The sequence below is a fragment of the Streptomyces sp. NPDC019396 genome, assembly GCF_040632375.1.
GTDB lineage: Bacteria > Actinomycetota > Actinomycetes > Streptomycetales > Streptomycetaceae > Streptomyces.
On sequence record NZ_JBEYBS010000005.1, the window covers coordinates 281,686 to 302,428 of the forward strand.

Here is a 20,743-nt window from a genome sequence, read left to right on the forward strand (position 1 = left end):
GGGCCATGAGCCCGACGACGAGTGGGGAAGGCGGAATCTCGACCATGACGGACACCCAGGCGGAAGGCGCGCGGACACCGGCGGCCCGGACCCGGACCCGCAAGGCGAGTTGGCAGCATATCGGCGCCGGCATCGCTGTCGCGGCAACCGGCGCGCCGGTGCTGAGGGTGCGACAGGGGCATGAACAGCCCAGGCGGTAGGACCGTCATACTGGCGCTCATGACGTACGGCGGCGCCCACCACCCGGACCAGCAGCACCCCCAGGGCTTCGGCCCCCCGATCCCGCCGCAGCCGGGATACGGAGCGGGCTACGGGCCGGGCGCGCCGCACGGTGCACCGCATCCTCCCGTCCCGCGGGCGCCCGTGCCGGACGGCCCGGAGTTCATCGCACACGACCGCCGGAACTCCGTAATCGTCGACATCAACGGCGTGGCGCTCGAGATCCAGGGCCAGATCATGGAGTTCCCCTGGTCCGCGATCGCCACGGTCCACTTCGCCCCCGCACCGTTCGGCACGGTCCTGATGGTGGCCGTCTCACACGCGAGCGGCCTGCTCTACGAGTGCCGCGTCACCGCCCGCCGCCAGCCGCAGCTCCAGCAGTGGCTGGCCGGGATCGGCCCCGTGCTGCACTACTACCTGGCGAACCGGCCCCCCGCCTACTGACCCGCCTCCCGGCCTGCCGGCCGCCTGCCCTCTGTCGTTCGCCGCCTCCGCCCTCCGCCTCCGCCCTCCGCCGTCCGGGTGTCCTCGTCACGCCGGTACGCGGCATTTCATACCGCCGTGCGCGCCGCCGGCCGCGGATGGCGAGACGTAAAAAGAGGAATCGTTAATTCGCGCGCGCATTACAGGAGTTAACTCGTGACGCCTTCGTCCGGCTTTGCCTGTGTGCAAGTCGTGAGTGTCCACCCTTGGAGATCAAAGGGTGTTCTCTGCGCCGTGTGACGTCGATAGAGTGCGGGGGCAGGAGCACGAACAGAGAGCCAGCGAGCACGGCAGTTGCCGGGAGTTCCGGCGGCTGGAGCCGAACGGGGAATGAGCGTGCCGACCGCAATAGCCGTAACCAGTGCTGACCTGGTGCTGCCGCCAACGGATCAGCACACGCCCACGGCGGCGCTGGTGCCGCCGCCCGATGTGCAGCCACTGGACGCGGCGCTCGCGGACACGCAGGTGCTTCTCGAACAGCACGGCCATCTCATCGTGCTCTACCCCGACTCGATTCCGGCCGCTCATGAGCGAAGACTGCACACCGTGCGTTCCGTACTGGAAAGCGATCGTGTCGCCCTGCTGAAACTGGAGCTGCCGCCCCTCGGGATCGCCGTCCTGGTGCGGCAGCTGAGGCAGCTCTCCATCTGCGACTTCGGTGCCGGAGTCGTGGCCTCCGCCGCACGGCTGCTCTCGCACTACGTCTACGCGGGCGCGGTGCTCAACTCGGTCGCCCGGCTCGACCGGGTGCCGGTGAGCCTCAGGTCGCACGCCAAGTCCTGGGTTCCCGGGACACAGTTCGGCGTGCTCGCCAACCCCGTCCCCCAGGTGATCAGGATCGGCGGCCAGGACAAGCTTCCGGGCCCCGAGTTCGGTACCGAGCTCCTGGTCGCGCCGGGACAACTGCAAAGTGACTGGGTCACCTCGACCCTGGCTCCCGAGTGGCGTGTCCTGAACGTCAAGCAGGCCGTTTTACCTGCTGATTCGGCACGTTGGTGGGGCACCGCAAGGATGATCGAATTTGCTGCGTTTCTTCCGGACATCTCCGTCGTCTACCAGCTCGTTGCGTCCGTCCGGCGGGAGAGGTGCTCCTGGTGCGGAATCGAACTCATCGGGGATCGCTGCGGATTCTGTTCCGCGCCTCTTCTACGACCGGAGAACCAAGCGCACGGGCAGAGTGTCATGAACCACGGAACACCTTTGCCACACGGGTCGTAGCTGCCCGCGGCGGGGCGTTCGGGCAGGTGACGGGACAGCCCCGGACCCGGCCCGTACCCGGTCCGCCAGCACCGTCTGCTCCGTCAGTCCACGTCTCCCATCGAGGTTGTCCCGCCCATGAATTCACGGCAACGCCGCGGTGTCATTCTTCTCCTCCTCTCGATCATCTGTGCTTTCGCCGCGTTCATCGGCGTGGTGTCGGTGATCAGCGATGTGAATTCGAAGGTCGGACCCGAGGTCACGGCGTATCGCGTCAAGTCGGACGTTCCTCCGTACACGGCGCTCCAGGCGGTTCAATTCGAAAAGATCTCGATGCCGAAGCGCTGGCTGTCGCAGAACGCCGTGACCGACATATCGGTGATCGACGGCAAGATCGCCGTCACCCAGCTCAGGCAGGGCTCGCTGCTCCAGGAAGACATGATCGTCAACCGGCCCGAGCTGAAGCCCGGTGAGCAGGAGATCGCCATCATGATCGACGCAGCGACCGGTGTCGCCGGAAAGATCACTCCGGGCGACCTGGTCAACATCTACGCCACGTTCGGCGGCGAGGGCGGCCAGGGCGAGAACAAGGCGCAGTCCGCCGAATCCCGCCTCATCGTCCCCAACGCCAAGGTCATCGACGTCGGCAAGCTGACGGCCCTGGAACCGAGGGGGGACGACCGCGACCGAGCGGTCACCGAGGCGGTGCCCATCACCTTCGCCCTGAGCACCGTGGACGCCCAGCGCGTCGCCTACGCCGAGTCGTTCGCCGTACACGTACGACTCGCGCTCCTCGCCAAGGGCAGCCCGACCACGCTCCGGCCGGGTGACGGCAAATACACCCTGGACGAGGACAGGGACAAGTGAGGACCGCATGAGTACCAGAATCCTCCCGGCCGTCTCGGACGCCGACGCCGCCCGGTCCATCACCACGCTGCTCAGCCAGCTCCCCGAGGCGGATCCGGCGGGGCCGGTCGGTGATTCCACCTCACTGCTGGACTCCCTCGCCCGGCTCGCGGCCGAGTCGGTCGAGGAGCTCCCCGAGGTCGTGCTGGTGCACGAACGGATCGGCCCGGTACCGGCACTTGAGCTGATCCGGGAGGTGGCCCTGCGCTTTCCTTCGGTCGGGGTGGTCCTGGTCACCGCTGACGCGAGCCCCAGCCTCTACTCGGCGGCCATGGACTCGGGAGCACGGGGCCTGGCGGGGCTGCCGCTCTCGTACGAGGAACTCGCCCAGCGCGTGCAGGCCGCCGCGTCCTGGTCCGTGGGCGTCCGCCGCCACCTCGGTCAGGGCGGTGAGGCGTTCACCGGGCCCGGCGGAACGGTGGTCACGGTCACCGGAGCCAAGGGAGGCGTGGGCACCACACTCACCGCCGTCCAGCTCGCCCTGGCCGCCCGGGCTTCGGGCATGACCACGGCGCTGGTCGACATGGATCTGCAGGCGGGCGATGTGGCGTCCTACCTGGACGTCCAGTTCCGCCGCTCGGTCGTCGACCTGGCGAGCATCCAGGACATCTCACCCCGGGTGCTCCAGGACGTCGTCTTCAGCCATCAGACCGGCATCGGCCTGCTGCTGGCCCCCGGCGAGGGCGAACGGGGCGAAGAGGTCAGCGACCGTGCCGTGCGCCAGATCGTGAGCGCTCTGCGAAGCCGGTACGAGGTCGTGGTCATCGACTGCGGCACACAGCTGAACGGTGCGAACGCGGCGGCCATCGAGATGGCCGACATCACCCTCCTGGTGACCACCCCGGACGTGGTGTCCGTGCGGGCGGCCAAGAGGATGACCAGGCTCTGGGGCCGACTCCAGATCCGCAAGGCCGAGGAGACGGTCACGGTGGTCAACCGGTTCATCCGGAACACGGAGATCCAGCCACCTCTCGTGGAGCGGATCACCGGAACGCGCGTGGCCCGCACGGTGATCCCGGCCAACTTCAAGGAGCTGCACGCCGCTGTCGACGCCGGCCGTATGCAGGACCTGGAGAGCAAGTCCACGGTGAAGCAGGCCCTGTGGGGCCTGGCCGGGGAGCTGGGAATCGTCAGGGCACCCGAGGGCAGCGAGAAGGCGGGCAAGCTCCGGGGCGACCGGGGTTCCGCCGGGGGCAGGCGCCGGCGCGGCAGCCGGTTCGAGGGGGAGAGTTGACCGATGCGCGTGCTGAGTGCACCACGTGATGTCCACCCCGCCGGAGACGGCCCCCACGGCCCCCACGGCCGCCGGGGGTGGGACCGCGGGCAGATCGCCGTCGAGTTCCTCGGCATGTTCCCGCTGATCGCGATCGTCTGCGTCCTGCTGTGGCAGTGCGCCCTGCTGGGCTACACCTACGTCCTCGCGGGCAACGCGGCCGACGAGGCCGCCCGGGCCGGGGCGGTGGCCGAGTTCGCGGCCGACGCCAAGTGCCAGAGCGCGGCCAGGGAGGACCTGGGCTCCTGGCGGCAGGGCGCGGCGGTGGCGTGCGGCGGCAGCCGGTCCGACGGCCTCTACACGGCCAGCGTCAGGCTGGAGGTGCCGGTCCTCTTCCCCGGCACGGTGAGTTTCCCCCTCAGCGCCGAGGGTGAAGCCGCCTTCGTCAAGGAGGGCTGACAGCCATGCGTTCATCCGACCACCGCCGGCCCGACCGGGGCAGCGTGGCCCTTGAGTTCGCCGGGTTCCTGCCGCTGCTGCTGCTGCTCGGGCTCGCCGCTGTGCAACTCGGCATCGCCGCGTACGCCGCCTCGCAGGCGGGCACCGCCGCCCGGGCCGGCGCGCGCGCCGAGACCGACGCCGACTTCCCGACACAGGGGGCATGGGCAGCGCGGCACGCCGTCAGCGGCTGGCTGCAGGACGGCCACGACGAGTTCTCCTACGCGCGGTCGTCCGGCGGCGGCGAGGTGACGGTCACCGTGTCGATCAGGATCCCCTCGCTGATGCCGGGGATCCAGGACTGGGGGCATGTCGAGCGCAGCTCCACCATGCCCAGCGACTGATCCCGGGAGCACCGGTGCAGAGAACGACCGAGGAGTTACGCACATGAGCCTGCGGGCACGCATCACCGCCCCCGAGGAGCGCGGAGGAGGCCGGGACGACGGCCACCTGGTGGCCACCTACCGGGCCAAGCTCCTCGAGGAGATCGACCTCGCGGAGATGTCGGCGCTGGCCGCGGCCGAGCGGCGGGCCCGGCTCGAGCGGGTGCTCGGTCACATCATCAGCCGGGAAGGCCCCGTCCTCTCCGCGGCCGAGCGGGCGCAGCTCATCCGGCGCGTCGTCGACGAGGCGCTCGGACTGGGTGTCCTGGAACCGCTGCTGGAGGACGCGTCCATCACCGAGATCATGGTGAACGGACCGGACCAGATCTTTGTCGAGCGGGGCGGCAGGGTCGAACTGCTCCCGTTGCGGTTCGCCTCCGGTGAGCAGCTCATGCAGACCATCGAACGCATCGTCTCCACCGTCAACCGCCGCGTGGACGAGGCGAATCCGATGGTCGACGCCCGACTGCCCTCGGGTGAGCGCGTGAATGTGATCATCCCCCCGCTGTCCCTTTCCGGGGCCACCCTCACGATCCGGCGCTTCCCCCGGGCCTTCAACCTGACCGAGATGGTGGGCTTCGGATCGCTGGACGAGTCGATGGTCTATCTGCTCGCGGCGCTGGTGCAGGCCAGGCTGAACATCATCGTCTCGGGAGCCACCGGCACGGGCAAGACGACTCTGCTCAACGCACTGTCCGGGCTGATCCCCGAGGGGGAGCGGGTCATCACCATCGAGGACTCCGCCGAACTCCAGCTGCAGCAGCAGCATGTGATCCGGCTGGAGTCCCGCCCGGCGAACGTCGAGGGCAAGGGCCAGATCACCATCCGGGACCTGGTCCGCAACTCGCTGCGCATGCGTCCCGACCGCATCGTCGTGGGTGAGGTCCGTGGCGGCGAAACGCTTGACATGCTCCAGGCAATGTCAACCGGTCACGACGGTTCGCTGGCCACCGTCCACGCCAACAACGCCGAAGACGCGATCATGAGGCTTCAGACCCTGGCCTCCATGTCCGAGGTGAAGATCCCCTTCGAGGCGCTGAGCGACCAGATCAACAGCGCGGTCGACTGCGTCGTTCAGCTGACACGCAACGCCGACGGGACCCGGAAGATCACCGAGATCGCCCTGCTCGACTCACGCGGCCGGGAACCCTTCAGGCTGGCCACCGTCGCCCGGTTCGACGCCGAGCCGCTGGCCGCCGACGGGCAGGTGCGTGGCGTGTTCCGCCACTTCCCGCTCCCACGACGCCTCGCCGAACGCCTCTACATGGCCGGCCAGCCCATCCCGCAGGCCTTCGGCGTCGCGACGCACGTGGACCAGCTCGCCCTCCGAGAGGCCAGGTAGGAAGACGCGACATGACGAATACCGCTCTGCTGACGATGGGGGCCACGCTGCTGTGCGGCGTGCTCGGAATCATCGGTGTGCACGCCTACGCGACGGGCCGGGCCCAGCGGCAGGCACTGGTCGACCGGCTGTCCCAGACGGGTCAGCCGGCAGCCGTCACCGGGCGGCGCAAGCGGTTCCGGGGCATCGACCGCAGGCTGCGGCGAACGGCCCTGGGCAGGAAGATCGAGTTCCGGCTCGCCGCGACCGGCCTGGACCTCACCCCCGGAGAGTTCCTCGTCTCCATGCTGACCCTCATCGCCGGGCTCTGGATCACCGCCCAGGCGGTGTTCTCCGCATTCTTCGGGCCCATCGCCGGACTGCTGGGCATAGGGGTCGCGTTCGGCTTCCTGAACTGGCAGCGCAACAAGCGCATCGAGAAGTTCATCAACCAGCTGCCGGAACTCTCGCGCATCCTCGCCAACGCCACCCAGGCCGGGCTCGCGCTGCGCACCGCCCTGTCGATGGCCGCGGAGGAACTCGAGGCACCGGCCGGTGAAGAGCTCGGACGGGTCGCCGACCGGCTCGCCGTCGGACAGTCCATCGACGAGGCACTCGACGAGCTGGCACGGCGACTGCCCTCACGCGAACTCGTCGTTCTCGTCACGACCCTGGTCCTGTCCAACCGGGCCGGCGGCACCGTGGTCGGCTCCCTGCGCAACCTCACCGAGACGCTGGAGGAGCGCAAGGAGACACGGCGCGAAGTCCGCACCCAGCTCTCGCAGGTCAACCTGACCGCGTACGCGGTACCCGTCATGGGCCTCGGGGCGCTGCTGCTCCTGGACAGGGTGATGCCCGGCGCGATCGACCGGATGACGGCCTCGTTCCTCGGCCAGGCCGCGGTCGTCGTCGCCCTCGTCCTGTACGGAGTGGGGGTTTTCGTGATCCGACGCCTCTCCAAGATCGACGTCTGACGGGAAGGACCCGAAACCATGATCGGACTCCTCCTCGCCCTCGCGCTGGCACTCGCGGTCGCCGGTGCCTTCCTGGGCCTTCGGATGTACCGGGCCGATGCCAGGCTCCCCGGCGACCTCGCCATCGCCCTGGAGGTAGGCGCCACCCGCACCACGGCCGTCGGCTCCGCCGTCGACCGCCTCGGCATGCGCTATGCGCCCTCGGTGCTGCGCATGATGGGGCCCGACAGGGTCAACAAGGTGCGCCGGCGGATCGACCTCGCGGGCAACCCGGGTGGCCTGACCCTGGACCGGTACGCCGCACGCCGCGCCGTCTACGGATTCCTCGGTCTGCTCGGCGCACTCGTGATGCTGCTGCGCGGCCAGACCTTCCTGGCCCTCTTCATGATCGCCTTCGGTGCCTTCTGGGTGGAGGTCGGGATCTACGCGGCCATCCGCCAGCGCAAGGATGAGATCGAGCGCACCCTCCCCGACTTCCTCGACGTCCTCGCCGTCGTCGTCAGCGCAGGACTCGGATTCCGGGAGGCCCTGGAGCGTGTCGCGGAGAAGTACGCGGGGCCCTGGGCCGACGAACTGCGCATCACCCTGCGCCAGATGGACATGGGAGTGAGCCGCCGGCAGGCCTTCGAGGAGCTTCGCAGGCGCAATGACTCCGAGCAGGTGGCCCAGTTCGTCACCGCGCTCCAGCAGGGCGAGGAGCTCGGCGCCCCGATCGTCGACACCCTCATCCAGATCGCCAACGACATGCGCCGTACCGACGCGCAGAACGCCCGCCGCCGAGCAGCCAAGGCCGTTCCCAAGGCCACGCTCACCATCACATCGGTCATGGTCCCCGCCACCATGATCCTGCTCATCGCGGCGTTCGTGTACGGCGCCAACGCCGACTTCAGCTCCATCGGAGGCTGAACGTGACAGCTGAGGGGGAACAGCAGTGGCGCTGCACTTAGGGAGGATCGGCGCGGGCCTGGGCACGGGCCCACTCGCCCGCGCCGCCGACGGCCCGGAACGCACACCGACCCTGGCGATCCAGGTCAACGCGCTCCAGGCACTGTGCCGTCAGGTCTTCGGCTTCCGGCTGGCGATGATCGCACTTGCCACCCCGCTCGCACTCGGATCGGCGAGCGCCGGACTCGCCACCTATCTCGTCGCATCCGCCGTGCTGGTCACCTTCATGGGCTCATACGTCCTCTTCCGCGACTGGGAACGGTTCGGCCCCCTCCTGCTGCGCCACCCGGCACTGCTGGCAGCCGACGCCCTCTTCGGCTCCCTGCTGCTGATCACGGCAGGGCCCGACAGCACTCTGGGTTATGTCACCATCTGCACGCCCCTGCTGGCCGGGCTGGTCTACGGATGGCGCGGAGCGGGCGTGTTCGCCTGCCTCCAGGCGCTGATCCTGTTCGCCGTCCACGGTGCCGACTCCGGCGCACGGACCACGATCCACACCTCCCTGCTCCTGCCCGGGCTCTGTGTCGTGGCCGGCGCGGCCGGTGTGACACTGCGCAATCTGCTGCTGCGCTTCGGCTCGGCCAGCCAGGCGCTGACCGAGGCGCGGGCCCGCCTCGCCGTCAACGAGGCGGTGGGCGGCGAACGGGCCCGGCTCGCACGCGAGATGCACGACTCCGTGGCCAAGACCCTGCACGGTCTGGCACTCGCCGCCGACGGCCTGGCCACTTCGGCGGACCGGATGGATCCATCCACCGTCAGGCACCAGGCCGAGCTGGTGGCCCGCTCCGCGCGCCGGGCCGCGGCGGAGTCCCGCGAACTGCTCAGCGATCTGCGCCGGCAGGGCGACCTCCAGGGCACGGGCATGGACATCGCCGCCGAACTCGGCACCCGTGCTTCCGACTTCCAGCAGCGCACCGGCATCACCACCGGGCTCCGGCGCACCGGAAACGCGCCGCTGCCACCCGTGCCGTACGCCGTCGCCCGGCAGATGCTCAACATCACCTCCGAGGCGCTGGAGAACGCCCACAGGCATGCCCACGCCACACAGGTGACCGTGGAGACAGGGATCGTCGACCGGGCACTGCGTATCAGCGTCCGGGACGACGGCCACGGCCTGCCGCCCGGCACCACACTCGAACAGCTCCGCAGAGCCGGGCACTTCGGTCTGGTCGGCATGGTGGAACGTGCCGCAGGGATCGGCGCCCGGATACGTATCGGCCGGGGCCGCACCACTTCAGGCACCGAGGTACGTCTCGAGCTGCCCGTCGCCGCGATCCTGCCGGCCGACCCCACGGCGCCCCCCGCTGCCGAGGGGTGAACCCACCCCACCGTCTCCCGAGAATCCCCACGACACCAGGACCACTGAGAGGAGGCCCCAGGATGCCGGACGACGACTCCCGGACTTCGGGGCAGCAGCTCGTCCCCCCACCGGCCCAGTCCTTTCCCGCCCACCCCCGGATGCCCGCTGCCCAGACACCTCTGCGGGTGGTCATAGCCGACGACAACCCCGTGGTCAGGGCGGGCCTGACGGTGCTGCTGGGGGGACGCGACGACATCCAGGTCGTGGCCGAGGCGGTGGACGGCCAGCAGGCCCTGCACGCCGCGGAGCGGCACCGGCCGGACGTGATCCTGCTCGATGTCCGCATGCCCGGTGTCGACGGCATCTCGGCCCTGCCTCATCTCGTGCGGGCGGCACCCGTGATGATGCTGACCTACAGCCGCGAGAGCGAGGTCGTGCGGGAGGCCCTGCGCCTGGGCGCCGGGGGCTACCTGGTGCACGGCGAGTTCACGGCTGATCAGCTCATCGCGGCCGTACGGGACGTGAAGGAGGGCCGCGCCCACTTCACCGCCACCGCCGCCAACGCCCTTCTCGCACAGCTGCGCCGCGGCGACGCCGAAGCGCCGGGGGAGCACCGGCTGCCGGACGGTCTCGGGACGGCTTACCGCGGTGTTCCCCAGGGAGACGGACAGGGTGTGCAGCTGCCGGGTGTACCCCGTCAGCCCATGCCAAGTGTCTTGACTTCCACCAACTCGGGTGAAAGTGCTTCGCATCTGCAATCAAATGTGGCACAGTCTCTGCCGCGGCAGGTGACCGCGCGGGACATCCGGCCCCCGGATCCCCAACCAGCTTGCGTCCAGGCGGAGTTCGGTCTGAGTTCACGGGAGGTGGAGGTGATGGACCTGATCTCGTCGGGTATGAGTAATCAGCAGATCGCCGCCGCATGCTTCATCAGTGAGAAGACCGTGAAGAACCACATCAACCGCATCTTCGCGAAGCTTCATGCCGTGAGCAGGAGCGAGGCCATCGCGGTGTGGCTGGGAACGTCACACACCGGTACCGGATCAGGAAGGGGGTGAGCTGCCGTGGCCGACCGTACGGGCAGCCGGCTGGGCCGCCGGACCCAGACCCCGGCAGCGAGGGCCCAGCTCGTGCTTTGGGTCTGCGATTGGGCCCTGGGGCCCTCTCCTGGGTCCCCTTCCCCGGCGTACGTTTCCCGTGTCGAAAGCGGCACCGGCCAGGAGGAAGCCGGTAACGCCGAGTACACCCGAGAGACTTACGCGTCGGCCGGCATGCGGTCGGCCGAACCCGGAGGGGAGCACCATGTCGAACGAGACGCTGCTGAAGGCCGCCGTCGGCACCCAGATCCGCATCAACGGGTGGAAGAACACCGTCGTCAGCCGCATGACCGACCGCGAGCGGTCCAAGGGCCAGACGGCGCTGGAGTACCTGGGCATCATCATGGTGGTCGTGGTGATCATCGGCGCGATCGTCGGTACCGGGATCGGCGGCAAGATCACGCAGAAGATCAACGAGCAGATCGACAAGATCAAGGCCGGCTGAGCCGACTGCCGAACCGCACGTCGCAGGACCGAGGGCAGGCCTTCCCCATCTATGTCGTGATGGTGGCGGGCCTGCTCTTCCTTGCGTTCGCCTTCTTTGCGGTCGGCCAGGCATCCGCGAACCGCAACGGCGCGCAGGGCGCCGCGGACGCCGCCGCTCTGGCCGCGGCCCAGGACGCCAGGGACAAGCTGGCGAGGGCCTGGCTCGACGACTACCTCACCGATCCGACCAAGTGGCAGGACGTCTTCGACGGCAAGCTCGGACTGGAGGGGAGTTCGTGTCCCGCAGCGACGGTGTTCGCCGAAAAGAACGGTGCTGACGTCGATCGCTGCGTCCCGTTCTGGCGCCCCGAGCTGGGTTACCAAGTTCAGGTCAAGTCGCAGCAGCCAGTGGGTAAGTCCATCATTCCGGGGACCGAGGCGACGTTTGGTACGGCCAGTGCCAAAGCCGTGATCAAACCTCTCTGTGATTTCGAGCTCCCGGACGATCTCGAAATCCTTCCCACGCTCAAATGCAAGACGGGTAGCTGGGATCTCGAGGACAGTCTGACGGGTCTGCCCGACGCCAAGGATCTCTTCGACGTCCGGTTGGTTGATTGATGAGCGAACGACAAGCAAAGGAAACGTCAGTCATGAGCATTCGGCATACCTTGAATGCCCGCAGGGGGGTGATTGCCGTGGTGATCACTGGTGCCTTGGCCCTCACAGTCGCCGGTTGCGGCGGTGGTGAGGGGACGAAAGGGGAGTCGGGCTCGTCGGCCAAGCCGGCCGACAACGGACAGCCAAAGCCCGGCAGCTCGAACGCGCAGCCTGAGGCGGACCAGGTCATTGCCACCGTCAAGGGCCGGGACGGCATGGTTCTGACCATCAACTCGATCCAGCGTGACTCCGGTGGCTTCGTCACGGTGAACGGGCAGGTGGAGAACACGGGAAGCGCGGCCTACTACGCCACGACCGAGTGGCGTGGCACCGAGCAGGAGTTGCAGGGGAGCGGTCAGTCCGTCGGTGGCGCCACGCTCGTGGACAAGGTCGGCAAGAAGCGCTACTACGTCCTGCGGGACACCGAGGGACGCTGCCTGTGCACAGCCGGATTCACTCAGGTCGACGCGGGTAAGAAACTCCCCGTGTTCATGCAGTTCCCCGCCCCGCCGGATTCCACATCCGAAGTGGACTTCCAGCTACCGTCGTTCCCTTCCGCCACCCTCAAGATCGTCGGATGAGTGGCGAGATGACATACCCCGGAATGCATAGAACATCCTCGCGTCTCTTCGTGAGTGCTCTCAGCGCCACCGCCTTTCTGGCGGCATCACACGTCCTGATGGCCACTCAGGCGCGTGCCGATGACAATCCGAGTGTCCCGCCCGGCACCGACACCTCCGCAGAACCGCCGGTCAAGGTCGACCCCGACTCCCCGGGCCTGAGAATGGTGGACGGCGCCACCCTCGCCCCATCGAAGGTCCTGGACATCAAGTCCGTCGTCGAATCCGAGGGGGGAGAGGAGCGTCGCGAGGACACCAACTCGGACGTCAAGTTCGCCCTCCAGGCCGAGGTGCTCTTCGGCAAGGACAGCGCGAAGCTCGGCAGCGCCGCGAACGCCCGGATCCAGGCCATCGCCGATGAGATCAAGGAGCAGGACGCGAAGAAGGTCCGTGTCTTCGGCTTCACGGACAACCTCGGGTCGTCCGAGCACGGGGACGTGCTGTCCAAGCAGCGCGCCAACGCCGTCCACTCCGTGCTGACGAAGGCGCTCAACGACGCGGGAATCACCTACGAGGTCCGCGGCTACGGCGAGCAGTACCCGATCGCGGACAACTCGAACGAGGAAGGCCGGAAGAAGAACCGCCGCGTGGAGGTCTCCTTCCCGCGCGGCGAGGCGGATTCCCCGAGCTGACCCCGGCGCGGCTGTGCTGATGCGGGCCGCCGCTGTGGGTTGCCCTGGCCGGCCCGGCCAGGGCTGCTTCCGCAGGGCGGCCGGGCCCGGCGTTCCCGAGGTCCAGTGGACTCAGACCCAGCCCCGCGACGCCACGAATCCGTACAGCAGCCCCAGCGCGAACACCCCGAGGCCCGCGGCGAACGCCGCCGGCGCCAGTACCGGTCCCCAGGTGCCCGGGCCCGCCACCGTCGCGTGCTTCTCCGGTGCGGCCGGGTCGTAGGAGACACGGACCGGAGCCCCGGGCTCGAAGCCGAAGGGGCCGGGAGCGTCGGTGAATTCGATGTCCCGGCCGTCGCGTGTGCGGAAGGCGAAGACGTACTCCGTGGCGTAGCGGCGGTCCATCCCCGGGCCGCGGTCGACGGTCCGGCGCCCCGCGCACCGGCCTTCGGCGTGTTCGCCGTGGCGGACCAGCCGCAGCACGCGCCGCAACCGCAGTGCGGACCGTACGGCGAACCCGCCGAAGAGGAGTCCGAGCAGCAGCAGGAGTGTGGCCCCGCCGCCCGGGAGGATCTGCATCGCTGCCTTCCTTACGCCCAGGACGGGCTACTTGACGGTGATCGACTCCACGAACGTATCGAGTTCGCCCTCGCTCAGGGAGCCCTTCACCGCATTGATCCGCACCAGGAAGGGCACGCCCTTCGAATCGACCCCGGCGACCATGACCCCCGTCATCCGGGTGCCCTTGCGGGGTGTCCTCTGCTCCCCGCTGGAGGTGAACTCGTAGCCGATGCGACGCGCCTGCCGGGCGCTCTCCTCGCCGCTGAGCCGCACGTCGGTGGTCTCCTCGCGGGTGGCACCGAGGCCGATGACCGCGCCTGCGGCCGTGGCGGCCTCCTCGGCGCTGTCGACCCCGGTCGCGAAGTCGAGTTGGACGGACACCATTCCGGTGCGCAGTCCGCCTTCCTCCTTGAGGGCCACCGCCGCGTTGTGCTTGCTCCGTTCGGCGGCCGGCTGCTCCCGGTACCCCTTCTCCTTCGGGTAGCCGACGCTCAGGCTTGTGGTGTCAAGGCTGCCCCAGCCACCGGGGAGGGCGGCCTTGGCATCCCCCGAGCCCGTGCCGCAGCCGGTGAGGAGGGGCAGTGCCGCTATGGCGAGCGTGATTGCTGCCGGGACGGGGCGGCGGGTGCGGAAGTGCTTCATCGGTCCGGTGTCCTTACTTCGCGCAGTAGCTGTACGGCAGGGAGGAACGCTTGTCGCCCTGAGGCGCGCCGAGGAACTCGGCGTTCGTCAAGGTCTCCTTCTTGTGCTCGTCCGATATGGAGAACCCGAGACTCATGCCCATCGAGACCTCGAAGCCGAACTCCTGGGCGTCCGTGTCGCCGATATAGGTCAGAGAGCTCGACAGGCCGTCCTCGAACATCAGCTGCTTGAAGGGATCGTTCCCCGCGGGCTTCTGCTGGAGCGACTCGTCGCCGAACATGTACTCGAACGGGGTCGTGTTGTCGCCCGATCCGTCGAGCCACTGCTCGGCGGTCGCCCGCTTTCCCTCCGTCGCCGGGTCCGTCTCCTTGCCGAAGACGATCGAGTTCGTCTGCACCTCGATCCCGGTCGGCCCGGAGGAGTCGTTGACGCTGCCCTTGCCCTTCTTCTTGTCGTCGCCGTCCTTGCCGTTGTCGTGACTCACATCGGTCTTGTCCGACGTGGCCGTGCCTTCCTTCGTCCGGGTCATATCGATACGGACCAGCTTGCCCGTCTTCTGGTCGCGGGTGACCGTGATCGTCCCCGTGTAGGTGTCCTTCGCCCCGGACGTCCCGCCGAGCGGCCCGGCCTCGCCGCTCACCTTGCCCTCGACCTCGAGCTTCGCGGTGTACGTGTACGACTCGTTGCCGTTGACGTCGTCCTTGGTGATCGTCACATCGGGGGAGAACTTCGCCTTGCCACCGAGCTTGGCGCCGAGCTTGGCGTCGTCACCCGCGCTGATGCCGAGGCCGCCGTCGGCCTGCGCGTAGAGGCCGATCGTCGAGTAGGAGATCTTCTTGTCGCCGATCTGCTTCTCGATCGCTTCCTTCTTCTCGGCCCACTCCTTTGCGGCGTACCAGTTGCCGCCGCCGTAGCCCGCGCTGTGCTTCATCGAGGTCTCCCACATCTTCATCTCCTCGATGTCGTCACGCATCTGCTCGGCGTCTTCCTCGCTCTTGAAGACCCAGGTGTCGCCGTTGGTGACCTTGATGCCGCCGCCGAGGTCGACATCGGCCCTGCCGTACTTGCCGAGCTTCACGCCGGGGGTGCTCGCGTTGACTCCGGCCGATGCCGCGTCGGTGAAGGTGAGGTACACCAGCTTGTCGTTGCCGTCGACCTTCCCGTCGCCGTTCACATCGGTGTTGGCCTGGGCGACCTTCTGCTGGAAGCCGTACTCCTCGCCCCACTCGAACCAGCCGATCTTCACCTTGCCGCCCGCCGTGTCGGAGACGCTGGAGACCTGGCACAGCTTCGGTTCGTAGTCGGCGTCGGTCTTGGGGTGGGCCATGCCGTCCGGGCCCGTGGTGCAGCCGCCGCCACCGGAGCCCGTGAGGGCCGAGACGGCGCACCGGATGCGGTCCCCGACCCGGCCGCCGATGCCCGCGGCGGACACCGCGAGGATCACGGCCACCACCACGACGGCGACTCCGAGGTACTCGAGCGCGGTGGCGCCGCGGTCCCGCCAGGCGTACGGACGTGGCGCCGGCACCCGGTCGTCCGGGCCGCGTCCCTCCACCAGCCGGTCGAGGACCAGACCCGCGGCGGCGCCGGTCGCGAAGCTCGCGACCGGCATGAAGACGCCTTCAGGGGCCAGGACTTCCCAGGTGACGGCGTAGCCGTAGGCCAGTGCGGCGAGGGGCACCGTGAGGGTGGCGGCGAGCCGGACCGGAAGGGAGTCGCGGCGCGGCTCGGGGAGCAGGCGGGCCGCTGCCAGCACGGTCAGGGTGATGGTGAGGATGCCCGGCACATGCAGGAGCGCGAGACGCCAGGCGAAGGCGTCGAGCCGCTCGGAGGTGGCGAGGGGTTCGAGGAGTGCCCTGGCGAAGAGCAGACCGCAGAGGAAGTACACGATGATGGCGGCGGCCCAGCTGCGTACCAGGGCGAAGAACCACCCGGAGTCACCGGGGTCGTGCCGTCCTGGCGGCGCGATCCCGGCACGTCCGCGGGCGCGTTGCCAGTCGCCCCCGCTTCCGTCCTGGTTGCCCCATGCTCCCCCACCGTTCACCGCGCCACCCCTCCGTGTTACCGGTCCCCGCCGTCGACGGCGCGCCACGGTCCTGCCTCGTACGGTCCGCACAAGAGCCCTGACCCGAGCCCCTGCTGTCTGCGCGCGGCGTGAGCGTATGGGCGTGGTGGAGTGGTGGCATGGGCCCTCGGCCCCAATCCCGGGCCCAATTGACGGCGTCCTGCCAACCGCTTCCGTGCGGGGGCCGGCAGTGGGTCCGCGGCGGAACGCGGTTGGTGGTGGCGGAGCCCCGGCCGGGTGCGGTGGAGAGCGGGTACGGGTCGGGGGGCTGAGCCGCCCGGTGCCGTCGCCCGAGGTGCCCGCGTGAGCCAGTGACCGTCCCGGACATAATCGACCGCATGTCCCACCAGCCCCACTCCCTGACCGCCCGCCTGCGCCGGTTTCCCGCCGCCCCCGCCCTCCTCGGGTACGCGGCCGTCCGGCTGACCGGCATGGTGATCCTCGCCATCGCCGCGACGGCAACCGGCAAGGACGGGTTGCACCGGCTCAAGGGCCGCTGGGACGCCGTCTGGTACGTCCGGATCGCGGAGCACGGATACGGGTACGAGGTGACCCTCCCCGACGGGAGCGTCCACTCCGATCTCGCCTTCTTCCCCTTGCTGCCCGCCCTGGAGCGGGGTGTCTCCGAGGCCTTGCCGTTCCTCGACGCCGCGACCGCCGGGCTGGTGATCGCCTGGGTCGCCGCGTTCGCCGCCGCCTGGGGTGTCTACGCCGTCGGGGCACAGGTCGCGGGTCAGCGGGCCGGGGTGCTGCTGGCCGCGCTGTGGGGGGTGTATCCGACCGCGTTCGTGCAGTCGATGGCGTACACGGAGACGCTGTTCACCGCGTTCGCCGCCTGGTCGCTGTACGCGCTGCTGGGCGGCCGCTGGATCACCGCAGGGGCACTGTGCGCCCTTGCCGGGCTGACCCGGCCGTCGGCCGCAGCGCTCATCGCCGCCGTCGGGATCACCGCGCTCGTACGCCTGGTTCAGGGCGGCCTCGGGGTGCTGAACTGGCGGCTGGCGGCAGGCGTACTGCTGTCACCGCTGGGCTGGCTCGGTTACGTGGTCTTCGTGGCCGTACGCGAAGGCAGCCCGACGGCGTACTTCGAGGTCCAGGCGGCCTGGGGCAACGACATCGACGGCGGCGTGGCCCTCACCCGGTTCGTCGGGCAGCAGCTCACGGGGCCGGCGCCGCTCGCCGGGGTCGGGCTCATCGCCGCGCTCGGCCTGCTCGGCTGGGTGGTGTGGCTGTGCGTGCGCCAGCGGCAGCCGCTGCCCGTGCTGGTCTACGGCATCGGGATCGTGGTGATCTCGCTCGTCGGCGCCGCGTACTTCGGATCCCGGCCGCGCCTGATCATGCCGGCTTTCCCGCTGCTGCTGCCCCCGGCCGCCGCCCTCGCGCGGCTGCGGATGAGCACGGCCGCGGTGGTCATGGCCCTGCTGGCCGTGGCCTCGGGCGTGTACGGGGCTCTCACCCTGCTCGGGTCGGGGCCGCCGTAAGGGAGTCACGGGCCCCAGGCATCGCCTGGGAGGACGACACCCGGGCAGCCCGCGAGCTGCCCTGAGAGCCGTCGGCTCAGCTCCCGACCGACAGTTGGACGCCCGGCCGCAGACCCCAGCGTTCCCACGCCCCCGCCTCGGCCTCCAGCACGTGGCGGGCGCGCATCCGCGGCATGCCCAGCCTGCCCGGCTTCATCGTGCGCATGCTGATGACGCGCAACTGCTTGTCCAGATAGGCCACATCGATGGTGAACCGCATCCGGAAGGTGTGCACACTGCCTGCCGGGGTCAGCATGATCGCACCGTCGATACCGTCCCGGCCCAGCAGGCCGCGGGTCCGTGCCCGGTACGAGGCCGCGATCACCAGGTCCACCGGGGTCTCGCGCCCCGGGATCCTCAACTCGCCTTTGCCGTCACGCCAGATACCCATGGGCGTAGAACGTAGCCCGAGTCTCCCGGTGCCGACAGGGCAGCGACGACAGTGGGTCCCCGGGCCCATGACCGGTGCGCGATCAGGTCCTAGGCTCGGGCCGTGGACATCGGGTACACCATCGCGGTCGTCGCCGCCGCTCTCTGGGGAGCCGGAGCCGGAGCACTGCTGCCGCGCGCCGCGTACCGGCTGTCGGTCGAGCCGGAGGAGGCGTGGCGGGACGCCTGCCCGTCCGGGCATCCGATCACCGGGGTCGCGGGCGGCTGGCTGGGCGCGGCCCGGTGCGCGGACTGCGCCGTGTCCGTGGTGGCTCCGGTGGCCGGGGCCCCCCGCGGCGACGGCTCCGGGGCCGAAGACGTCCGCCACCCCGGGGAACACCGCGGCTCCGCGCTCGTTCCGGCCGTCACCGCCGCCGTCTGCGCCGTACTCACCGCCACGGCCGGCATCCGGCCCGAGACGGCCGTCTGGGTGCTGCTCGCACCCGTCGCCATGCTGCTGGCCCTGGTCGACCGCCGCGTTCACCGGCTACCCGACCAGCTGACCCTGCCCCTCGCGGCCGCCGCCGCGCTGCTGCTCGGGGGCGCGGCGCTGCTACCGGGTGCCGCCGGCTCCTGGACGACGGCGCTGCTCGGCGGACTCGCACTCGGCGGGGCGTATTTCGTGCTCTTCCTGATCAACCCCAACGGCATGGGGTTCGGCGATGTGAAGCTCGCGGTACCCCTCGGGACCGCGCTGGGCTGGTACGGCTGGGAGGTGTTGTTCGCCGGCGCGTTCGCGGGATTCCTCCTGGGGGCGGTCTACGGCTTCGGACTGGTGCTGCTGCGCAGGGCGAGCCGCAAGTCTGCGATCCCGTTCGGGCCGTTCATGATCGGGGGGACACTGATCGGTCTCCTGCTGGGAGCGGTACCGGCCGCGTAGACGACGCCCCCGCTCAGCCCGGGAGGTCCCGACCCAGGTCCGGGGTGAGGGGAAGTGACGCCGCGGGCTGATCCGCGGAGTTGGCCCGGACAGGGCCTAGCATGCGGCCGTATGCGGACATTCTTCGCCAATGCGGCGGTACTGTCGGTGGATACGCGGTCGACCGAGGCCCGTGCCGCACCGCCACGGGAGGGCGCCGGCCGTGCGGCGGGAGTCTCTCTCCGCTGGGGCTGGGCGGCGGCGCTGTTCCTCCTCTACACGACCGTCGCCGTGCGCCGTCATCTGCTGCTGCGTACCACCGGCTACGACCTCGGGATCTTCGAGCAGGCCGTACGCGGCTACGCCCACTTCCGGGCTCCCGTCGTACCGCTCCGCGGAGAGGGCTTCAACCTCCTCGGGGACCACTTCCACCCGCTGGTCGCGGTGCTCGCCCCGCTCTACCGGGTCTGGCCGTCCCCGCTCTGTCTGCTCGTCGCACAGTCCGCGCTGCTCGCCGTCGCCGTCGTCCCTCTCGCCCGCTGGGCGGACCGTTCACTCGGCCGGCGGGCCGCGCACATCGTCGCGTGCGCGTACGGGACGAGCTGGGGCATCGCATCGGCCGCGGCGTTCGACTTCCACGAGGTGGCGCTCGCCGTGCCGCTGCTCTCCTTCGCACTGGAGGCGCTCGGGCGCCGGCGCTGGCGGCAGGCGGTGGTCTGGGCCGCGCCCCTGCTGCTGGTGAAGGAGGACCTCGGGCTGACCCTCGCCGCGGTCGGCGGGTACATCGCCTGGAAGGGGCCGCGCAGGCTGGGCATCCTGACCGCGGCCGTCGGGCTGATCGGCAGCGCGATCGAGATCAAGCTGCTGCTCCCGGCGTTCAACCCCGGCGGCGGCTACGCGCACGGGGCCAACCTGGCCGAGGCGCACGGCTCCCTGCTCGCCACCATCGCGTTCGCGCCGCTTGACGTGCTTCGCCCCGACGTCAAGGCGATGACCCTCGTGCTGGTCTTCGCGCCGAGTGCCCTCGTCGCCCTGCGCTCGCCGCTCTCGCTGATCGCCGTGCCCACCCTGGGCTGGCGGATGCTGTCCGAGAACGTCTTCCACTGGGGCACCGCCTTCCACTACAGCGCCGTGCTGATGCCCGTCGTGTTCGCGGGCCTCGTCGACGCCCTCACCCGCTACCGGGAAGCCGCGCCCGGCCAGCCGCTCGCGGCGCGCCATCTGCGCGCCTCGCTGCTGACGGTCATCGCCGTGACGGTGGTGCTGCTGCCGTCCTTCCCCCTCGCCCAGCTGGCCCAGCGCGCCACCTGGCGCTCCACCCCTCATATCGAGGCCGCGCAGGCGATGCTGGGGCGGATCCCGGACGGTGTCACGGTCGCCGCGTCCAACCGTCTGGTGCCCCAGCTCACTTCGCGCTGCGAGGTGGTGGTGTTCCCGACCTGGCCGGTCGAGGGGCATCTCTACGAATACGAGAAGACGCGGCTGCCCCGCCCCACAGCGCAGTGGATCATCCATGACCGCAGTGCCCCGGAGGCCTGGCCCTACAAGACGGGTCACTGGCCCTACCCGATCGAGCAGCAGCTCGCGGAGCTGGAGGCGGCGAAGCGCTCGTACGGCTATGAGGTCGTCGCCGAACGGGACGGCATCACTCTGTTGCGCCGCCGGTCCTGACCGGGGCTTCCACCTGTCCGGTCCCTCATGAGACTGACCCATCGCCCCCTCGCGACCTCCCCGCGTCAACCGCGCGCCCGGTCCCCGGGGTCCCCCGTCGGGAGTAGTCGCCCCAGCGCCCGGCCGGGGCGCGGGACCGTGCCACG

Annotated in this window: 22 protein-coding genes; 18 read left to right on the plus strand and 4 right to left on the minus strand. The window is 69.8% G+C overall.

Going from position 1 to position 20,743, the window contains the following annotated elements:
- The first annotated feature begins 219 nt into the window (after positions 1-219).
- The 15 genes from ABZ532_RS08285 to ABZ532_RS08355 all read left to right on the plus strand — a co-directional run bounded on the left by ABZ532_RS08285 (position 220) and on the right by ABZ532_RS08355 (position 12,871).
- Complete coding sequence (locus tag ABZ532_RS08285) at positions 220-663, plus strand: hypothetical protein (RefSeq protein ID WP_361280412.1); 444 nt, start codon at positions 220-222, stop codon at positions 661-663.
- 369 nt (positions 664-1,032) lie between these two features.
- Positions 1,033-1,920, plus strand: coding sequence for a hypothetical protein (locus ABZ532_RS08290; protein WP_361280413.1), 888 nt, complete (start codon positions 1,033-1,035; stop codon positions 1,918-1,920).
- Positions 1,921-2,037: 117 nt separating this feature from the next.
- Positions 2,038-2,766 (plus strand): Flp pilus assembly protein CpaB, encoded by a 729-nt coding sequence (gene cpaB, locus ABZ532_RS08295; RefSeq protein ID WP_361280414.1) that lies wholly within the window; start codon positions 2,038-2,040, stop codon positions 2,764-2,766.
- A gap of 7 nt (positions 2,767-2,773) precedes the next feature.
- Complete coding sequence (locus ABZ532_RS08300) at positions 2,774-4,039, plus strand: AAA family ATPase (RefSeq protein ID WP_361280415.1); 1,266 nt, start codon at positions 2,774-2,776, stop codon at positions 4,037-4,039.
- Between the two features lie 3 nt (positions 4,040-4,042).
- The gene (locus ABZ532_RS08305) at positions 4,043-4,477 is read left to right on the plus strand and encodes a TadE/TadG family type IV pilus assembly protein (RefSeq protein WP_361280416.1); all 435 of its coding nucleotides are present in this window, start codon (positions 4,043-4,045) and stop codon (positions 4,475-4,477) included.
- A gap of 5 nt (positions 4,478-4,482) precedes the next feature.
- The gene (locus ABZ532_RS08310) at positions 4,483-4,860 is read left to right on the plus strand and encodes a TadE/TadG family type IV pilus assembly protein (protein WP_361280418.1); all 378 of its coding nucleotides are present in this window, start codon (positions 4,483-4,485) and stop codon (positions 4,858-4,860) included.
- 43 nt (positions 4,861-4,903) lie between these two features.
- On the plus strand, positions 4,904-6,241 hold the full coding sequence (locus tag ABZ532_RS08315) for a CpaF family protein (protein ID WP_361280419.1): 1,338 nt from the start codon (positions 4,904-4,906) through the stop codon (positions 6,239-6,241).
- Between the two features lie 11 nt (positions 6,242-6,252).
- Positions 6,253-7,194, plus strand: coding sequence for a type II secretion system F family protein (locus ABZ532_RS08320; RefSeq protein ID WP_361280420.1), 942 nt, complete (start codon positions 6,253-6,255; stop codon positions 7,192-7,194).
- 21 nt (positions 7,195-7,215) lie between these two features.
- Positions 7,216-8,100 carry a DUF5936 domain-containing protein gene (locus tag ABZ532_RS08325; RefSeq protein ID WP_361280483.1) on the plus strand — a complete coding sequence of 295 codons (885 nt, stop codon included), beginning with the start codon at positions 7,216-7,218 and terminating at the stop codon, positions 8,098-8,100.
- Positions 8,101-8,158: 58 nt separating this feature from the next.
- On the plus strand, positions 8,159-9,457 hold the full coding sequence (locus ABZ532_RS08330; RefSeq protein WP_361280484.1) for a histidine kinase: 1,299 nt from the start codon (positions 8,159-8,161) through the stop codon (positions 9,455-9,457).
- A 62-nt stretch (positions 9,458-9,519) separates the two neighbouring features.
- The gene (locus ABZ532_RS08335; protein ID WP_361280421.1) at positions 9,520-10,497 is read left to right on the plus strand and encodes a response regulator transcription factor; all 978 of its coding nucleotides are present in this window, start codon (positions 9,520-9,522) and stop codon (positions 10,495-10,497) included.
- A gap of 244 nt (positions 10,498-10,741) precedes the next feature.
- Positions 10,742-10,981, plus strand: a complete 240-nt coding sequence (locus tag ABZ532_RS08340) for a hypothetical protein (RefSeq protein ID WP_361280423.1) — start codon at positions 10,742-10,744, stop codon at positions 10,979-10,981.
- Between the two features lie 5 nt (positions 10,982-10,986).
- Positions 10,987-11,580 carry a pilus assembly protein TadG-related protein gene (locus ABZ532_RS08345; protein ID WP_361280485.1) on the plus strand — a complete coding sequence of 198 codons (594 nt, stop codon included), beginning with the start codon at positions 10,987-10,989 and terminating at the stop codon, positions 11,578-11,580.
- A 32-nt stretch (positions 11,581-11,612) separates the two neighbouring features.
- Entirely contained in the window at positions 11,613-12,200 is a 588-nt protein-coding gene (locus tag ABZ532_RS08350; protein WP_361280425.1) for a hypothetical protein, read from the plus strand.
- Positions 12,201-12,223: 23 nt separating this feature from the next.
- A complete protein-coding gene (locus tag ABZ532_RS08355) occupies positions 12,224-12,871 on the plus strand; it encodes an OmpA family protein (protein ID WP_361280427.1) in 648 nt (215 codons plus the stop codon).
- Positions 12,872-12,982: 111 nt separating this feature from the next.
- On the opposite strand, the gene ABZ532_RS08360 is transcribed toward ABZ532_RS08355, so the two are convergent.
- Genes ABZ532_RS08360 through ABZ532_RS08370 form a run of 3 tightly spaced genes read right to left on the minus strand, consistent with a single transcriptional unit; the run spans position 12,983 to position 16,097 of the window.
- Positions 12,983-13,429 (minus strand): DUF3592 domain-containing protein, encoded by a 447-nt coding sequence (locus ABZ532_RS08360; protein ID WP_361280428.1) that lies wholly within the window; start codon positions 13,427-13,429, stop codon positions 12,983-12,985.
- Positions 13,430-13,456: 27 nt separating this feature from the next.
- Complete coding sequence (locus ABZ532_RS08365) at positions 13,457-14,053, minus strand: hypothetical protein (RefSeq protein ID WP_361280429.1); 597 nt, start codon at positions 14,051-14,053, stop codon at positions 13,457-13,459.
- Between the two features lie 13 nt (positions 14,054-14,066).
- The gene (locus ABZ532_RS08370) at positions 14,067-16,097 is read right to left on the minus strand and encodes a hypothetical protein (protein WP_361280430.1); all 2,031 of its coding nucleotides are present in this window, start codon (positions 16,095-16,097) and stop codon (positions 14,067-14,069) included.
- Between the two features lie 359 nt (positions 16,098-16,456).
- Between ABZ532_RS08370 and ABZ532_RS08375 the strand changes: the two genes are divergently transcribed.
- Complete coding sequence (locus ABZ532_RS08375) at positions 16,457-17,599, plus strand: mannosyltransferase family protein (protein WP_361280431.1); 1,143 nt, start codon at positions 16,457-16,459, stop codon at positions 17,597-17,599.
- Between the two features lie 76 nt (positions 17,600-17,675).
- Here ABZ532_RS08375 and ABZ532_RS08380 read toward each other — a convergent pair whose 3' ends face one another.
- Positions 17,676-18,029 (minus strand): DUF192 domain-containing protein, encoded by a 354-nt coding sequence (locus ABZ532_RS08380; protein ID WP_361280432.1) that lies wholly within the window; start codon positions 18,027-18,029, stop codon positions 17,676-17,678.
- A 102-nt stretch (positions 18,030-18,131) separates the two neighbouring features.
- Here ABZ532_RS08380 and ABZ532_RS08385 point away from each other — a divergent pair, with 102 nt between their 5' ends.
- Complete coding sequence (locus ABZ532_RS08385; protein WP_361280433.1) at positions 18,132-18,947, plus strand: prepilin peptidase; 816 nt, start codon at positions 18,132-18,134, stop codon at positions 18,945-18,947.
- 111 nt (positions 18,948-19,058) lie between these two features.
- On the plus strand, positions 19,059-20,597 hold the full coding sequence (locus tag ABZ532_RS08390; RefSeq protein WP_361280434.1) for a DUF2079 domain-containing protein: 1,539 nt from the start codon (positions 19,059-19,061) through the stop codon (positions 20,595-20,597).
- The last annotated feature ends 146 nt before the right edge of the window (positions 20,598-20,743 follow it).

Excerpts from the sequence above, each read along its gene's own strand:
- ABZ532_RS08285 (WP_361280412.1), top strand. The coding sequence starts at position 220 with ATGACGTACGGCGGCGCCCACCACCCGGACCAGCAGCACCCCCAGGGC.
- ABZ532_RS08390 (WP_361280434.1), top strand. The coding sequence starts at position 19,059 with ATGCGGACATTCTTCGCCAATGCGGCGGTACTGTCGGTGGATACGCGG.
- ABZ532_RS08290 (WP_361280413.1), top strand. The coding sequence starts at position 1,033 with ATGAGCGTGCCGACCGCAATAGCCGTAACCAGTGCTGACCTGGTGCTG.
- ABZ532_RS08360 (WP_361280428.1), bottom strand. The coding sequence starts at position 13,429 with ATGCAGATCCTCCCGGGCGGCGGGGCCACACTCCTGCTGCTGCTCGGA.
- ABZ532_RS08310 (WP_361280418.1), top strand. The coding sequence starts at position 4,483 with ATGCGTTCATCCGACCACCGCCGGCCCGACCGGGGCAGCGTGGCCCTT.
- ABZ532_RS08365 (WP_361280429.1), bottom strand. The coding sequence starts at position 14,053 with ATGAAGCACTTCCGCACCCGCCGCCCCGTCCCGGCAGCAATCACGCTC.
- ABZ532_RS08300 (WP_361280415.1), top strand. The coding sequence starts at position 2,774 with ATGAGTACCAGAATCCTCCCGGCCGTCTCGGACGCCGACGCCGCCCGG.
- ABZ532_RS08380 (WP_361280432.1), bottom strand. The coding sequence starts at position 18,029 with ATGGGTATCTGGCGTGACGGCAAAGGCGAGTTGAGGATCCCGGGGCGC.
- ABZ532_RS08355 (WP_361280427.1), top strand. The coding sequence starts at position 12,224 with ATGCATAGAACATCCTCGCGTCTCTTCGTGAGTGCTCTCAGCGCCACC.
- cpaB (WP_361280414.1), top strand. The coding sequence starts at position 2,038 with ATGAATTCACGGCAACGCCGCGGTGTCATTCTTCTCCTCCTCTCGATC.
- ABZ532_RS08375 (WP_361280431.1), top strand. The coding sequence starts at position 16,457 with ATGTCCCACCAGCCCCACTCCCTGACCGCCCGCCTGCGCCGGTTTCCC.
- ABZ532_RS08305 (WP_361280416.1), top strand. The coding sequence starts at position 4,043 with ATGCGCGTGCTGAGTGCACCACGTGATGTCCACCCCGCCGGAGACGGC.
- ABZ532_RS08335 (WP_361280421.1), top strand. The coding sequence starts at position 9,520 with ATGCCGGACGACGACTCCCGGACTTCGGGGCAGCAGCTCGTCCCCCCA.
- ABZ532_RS08350 (WP_361280425.1), top strand. The coding sequence starts at position 11,613 with ATGAGCATTCGGCATACCTTGAATGCCCGCAGGGGGGTGATTGCCGTG.
- ABZ532_RS08340 (WP_361280423.1), top strand. The coding sequence starts at position 10,742 with ATGTCGAACGAGACGCTGCTGAAGGCCGCCGTCGGCACCCAGATCCGC.
- ABZ532_RS08315 (WP_361280419.1), top strand. The coding sequence starts at position 4,904 with ATGAGCCTGCGGGCACGCATCACCGCCCCCGAGGAGCGCGGAGGAGGC.
- ABZ532_RS08320 (WP_361280420.1), top strand. The coding sequence starts at position 6,253 with ATGACGAATACCGCTCTGCTGACGATGGGGGCCACGCTGCTGTGCGGC.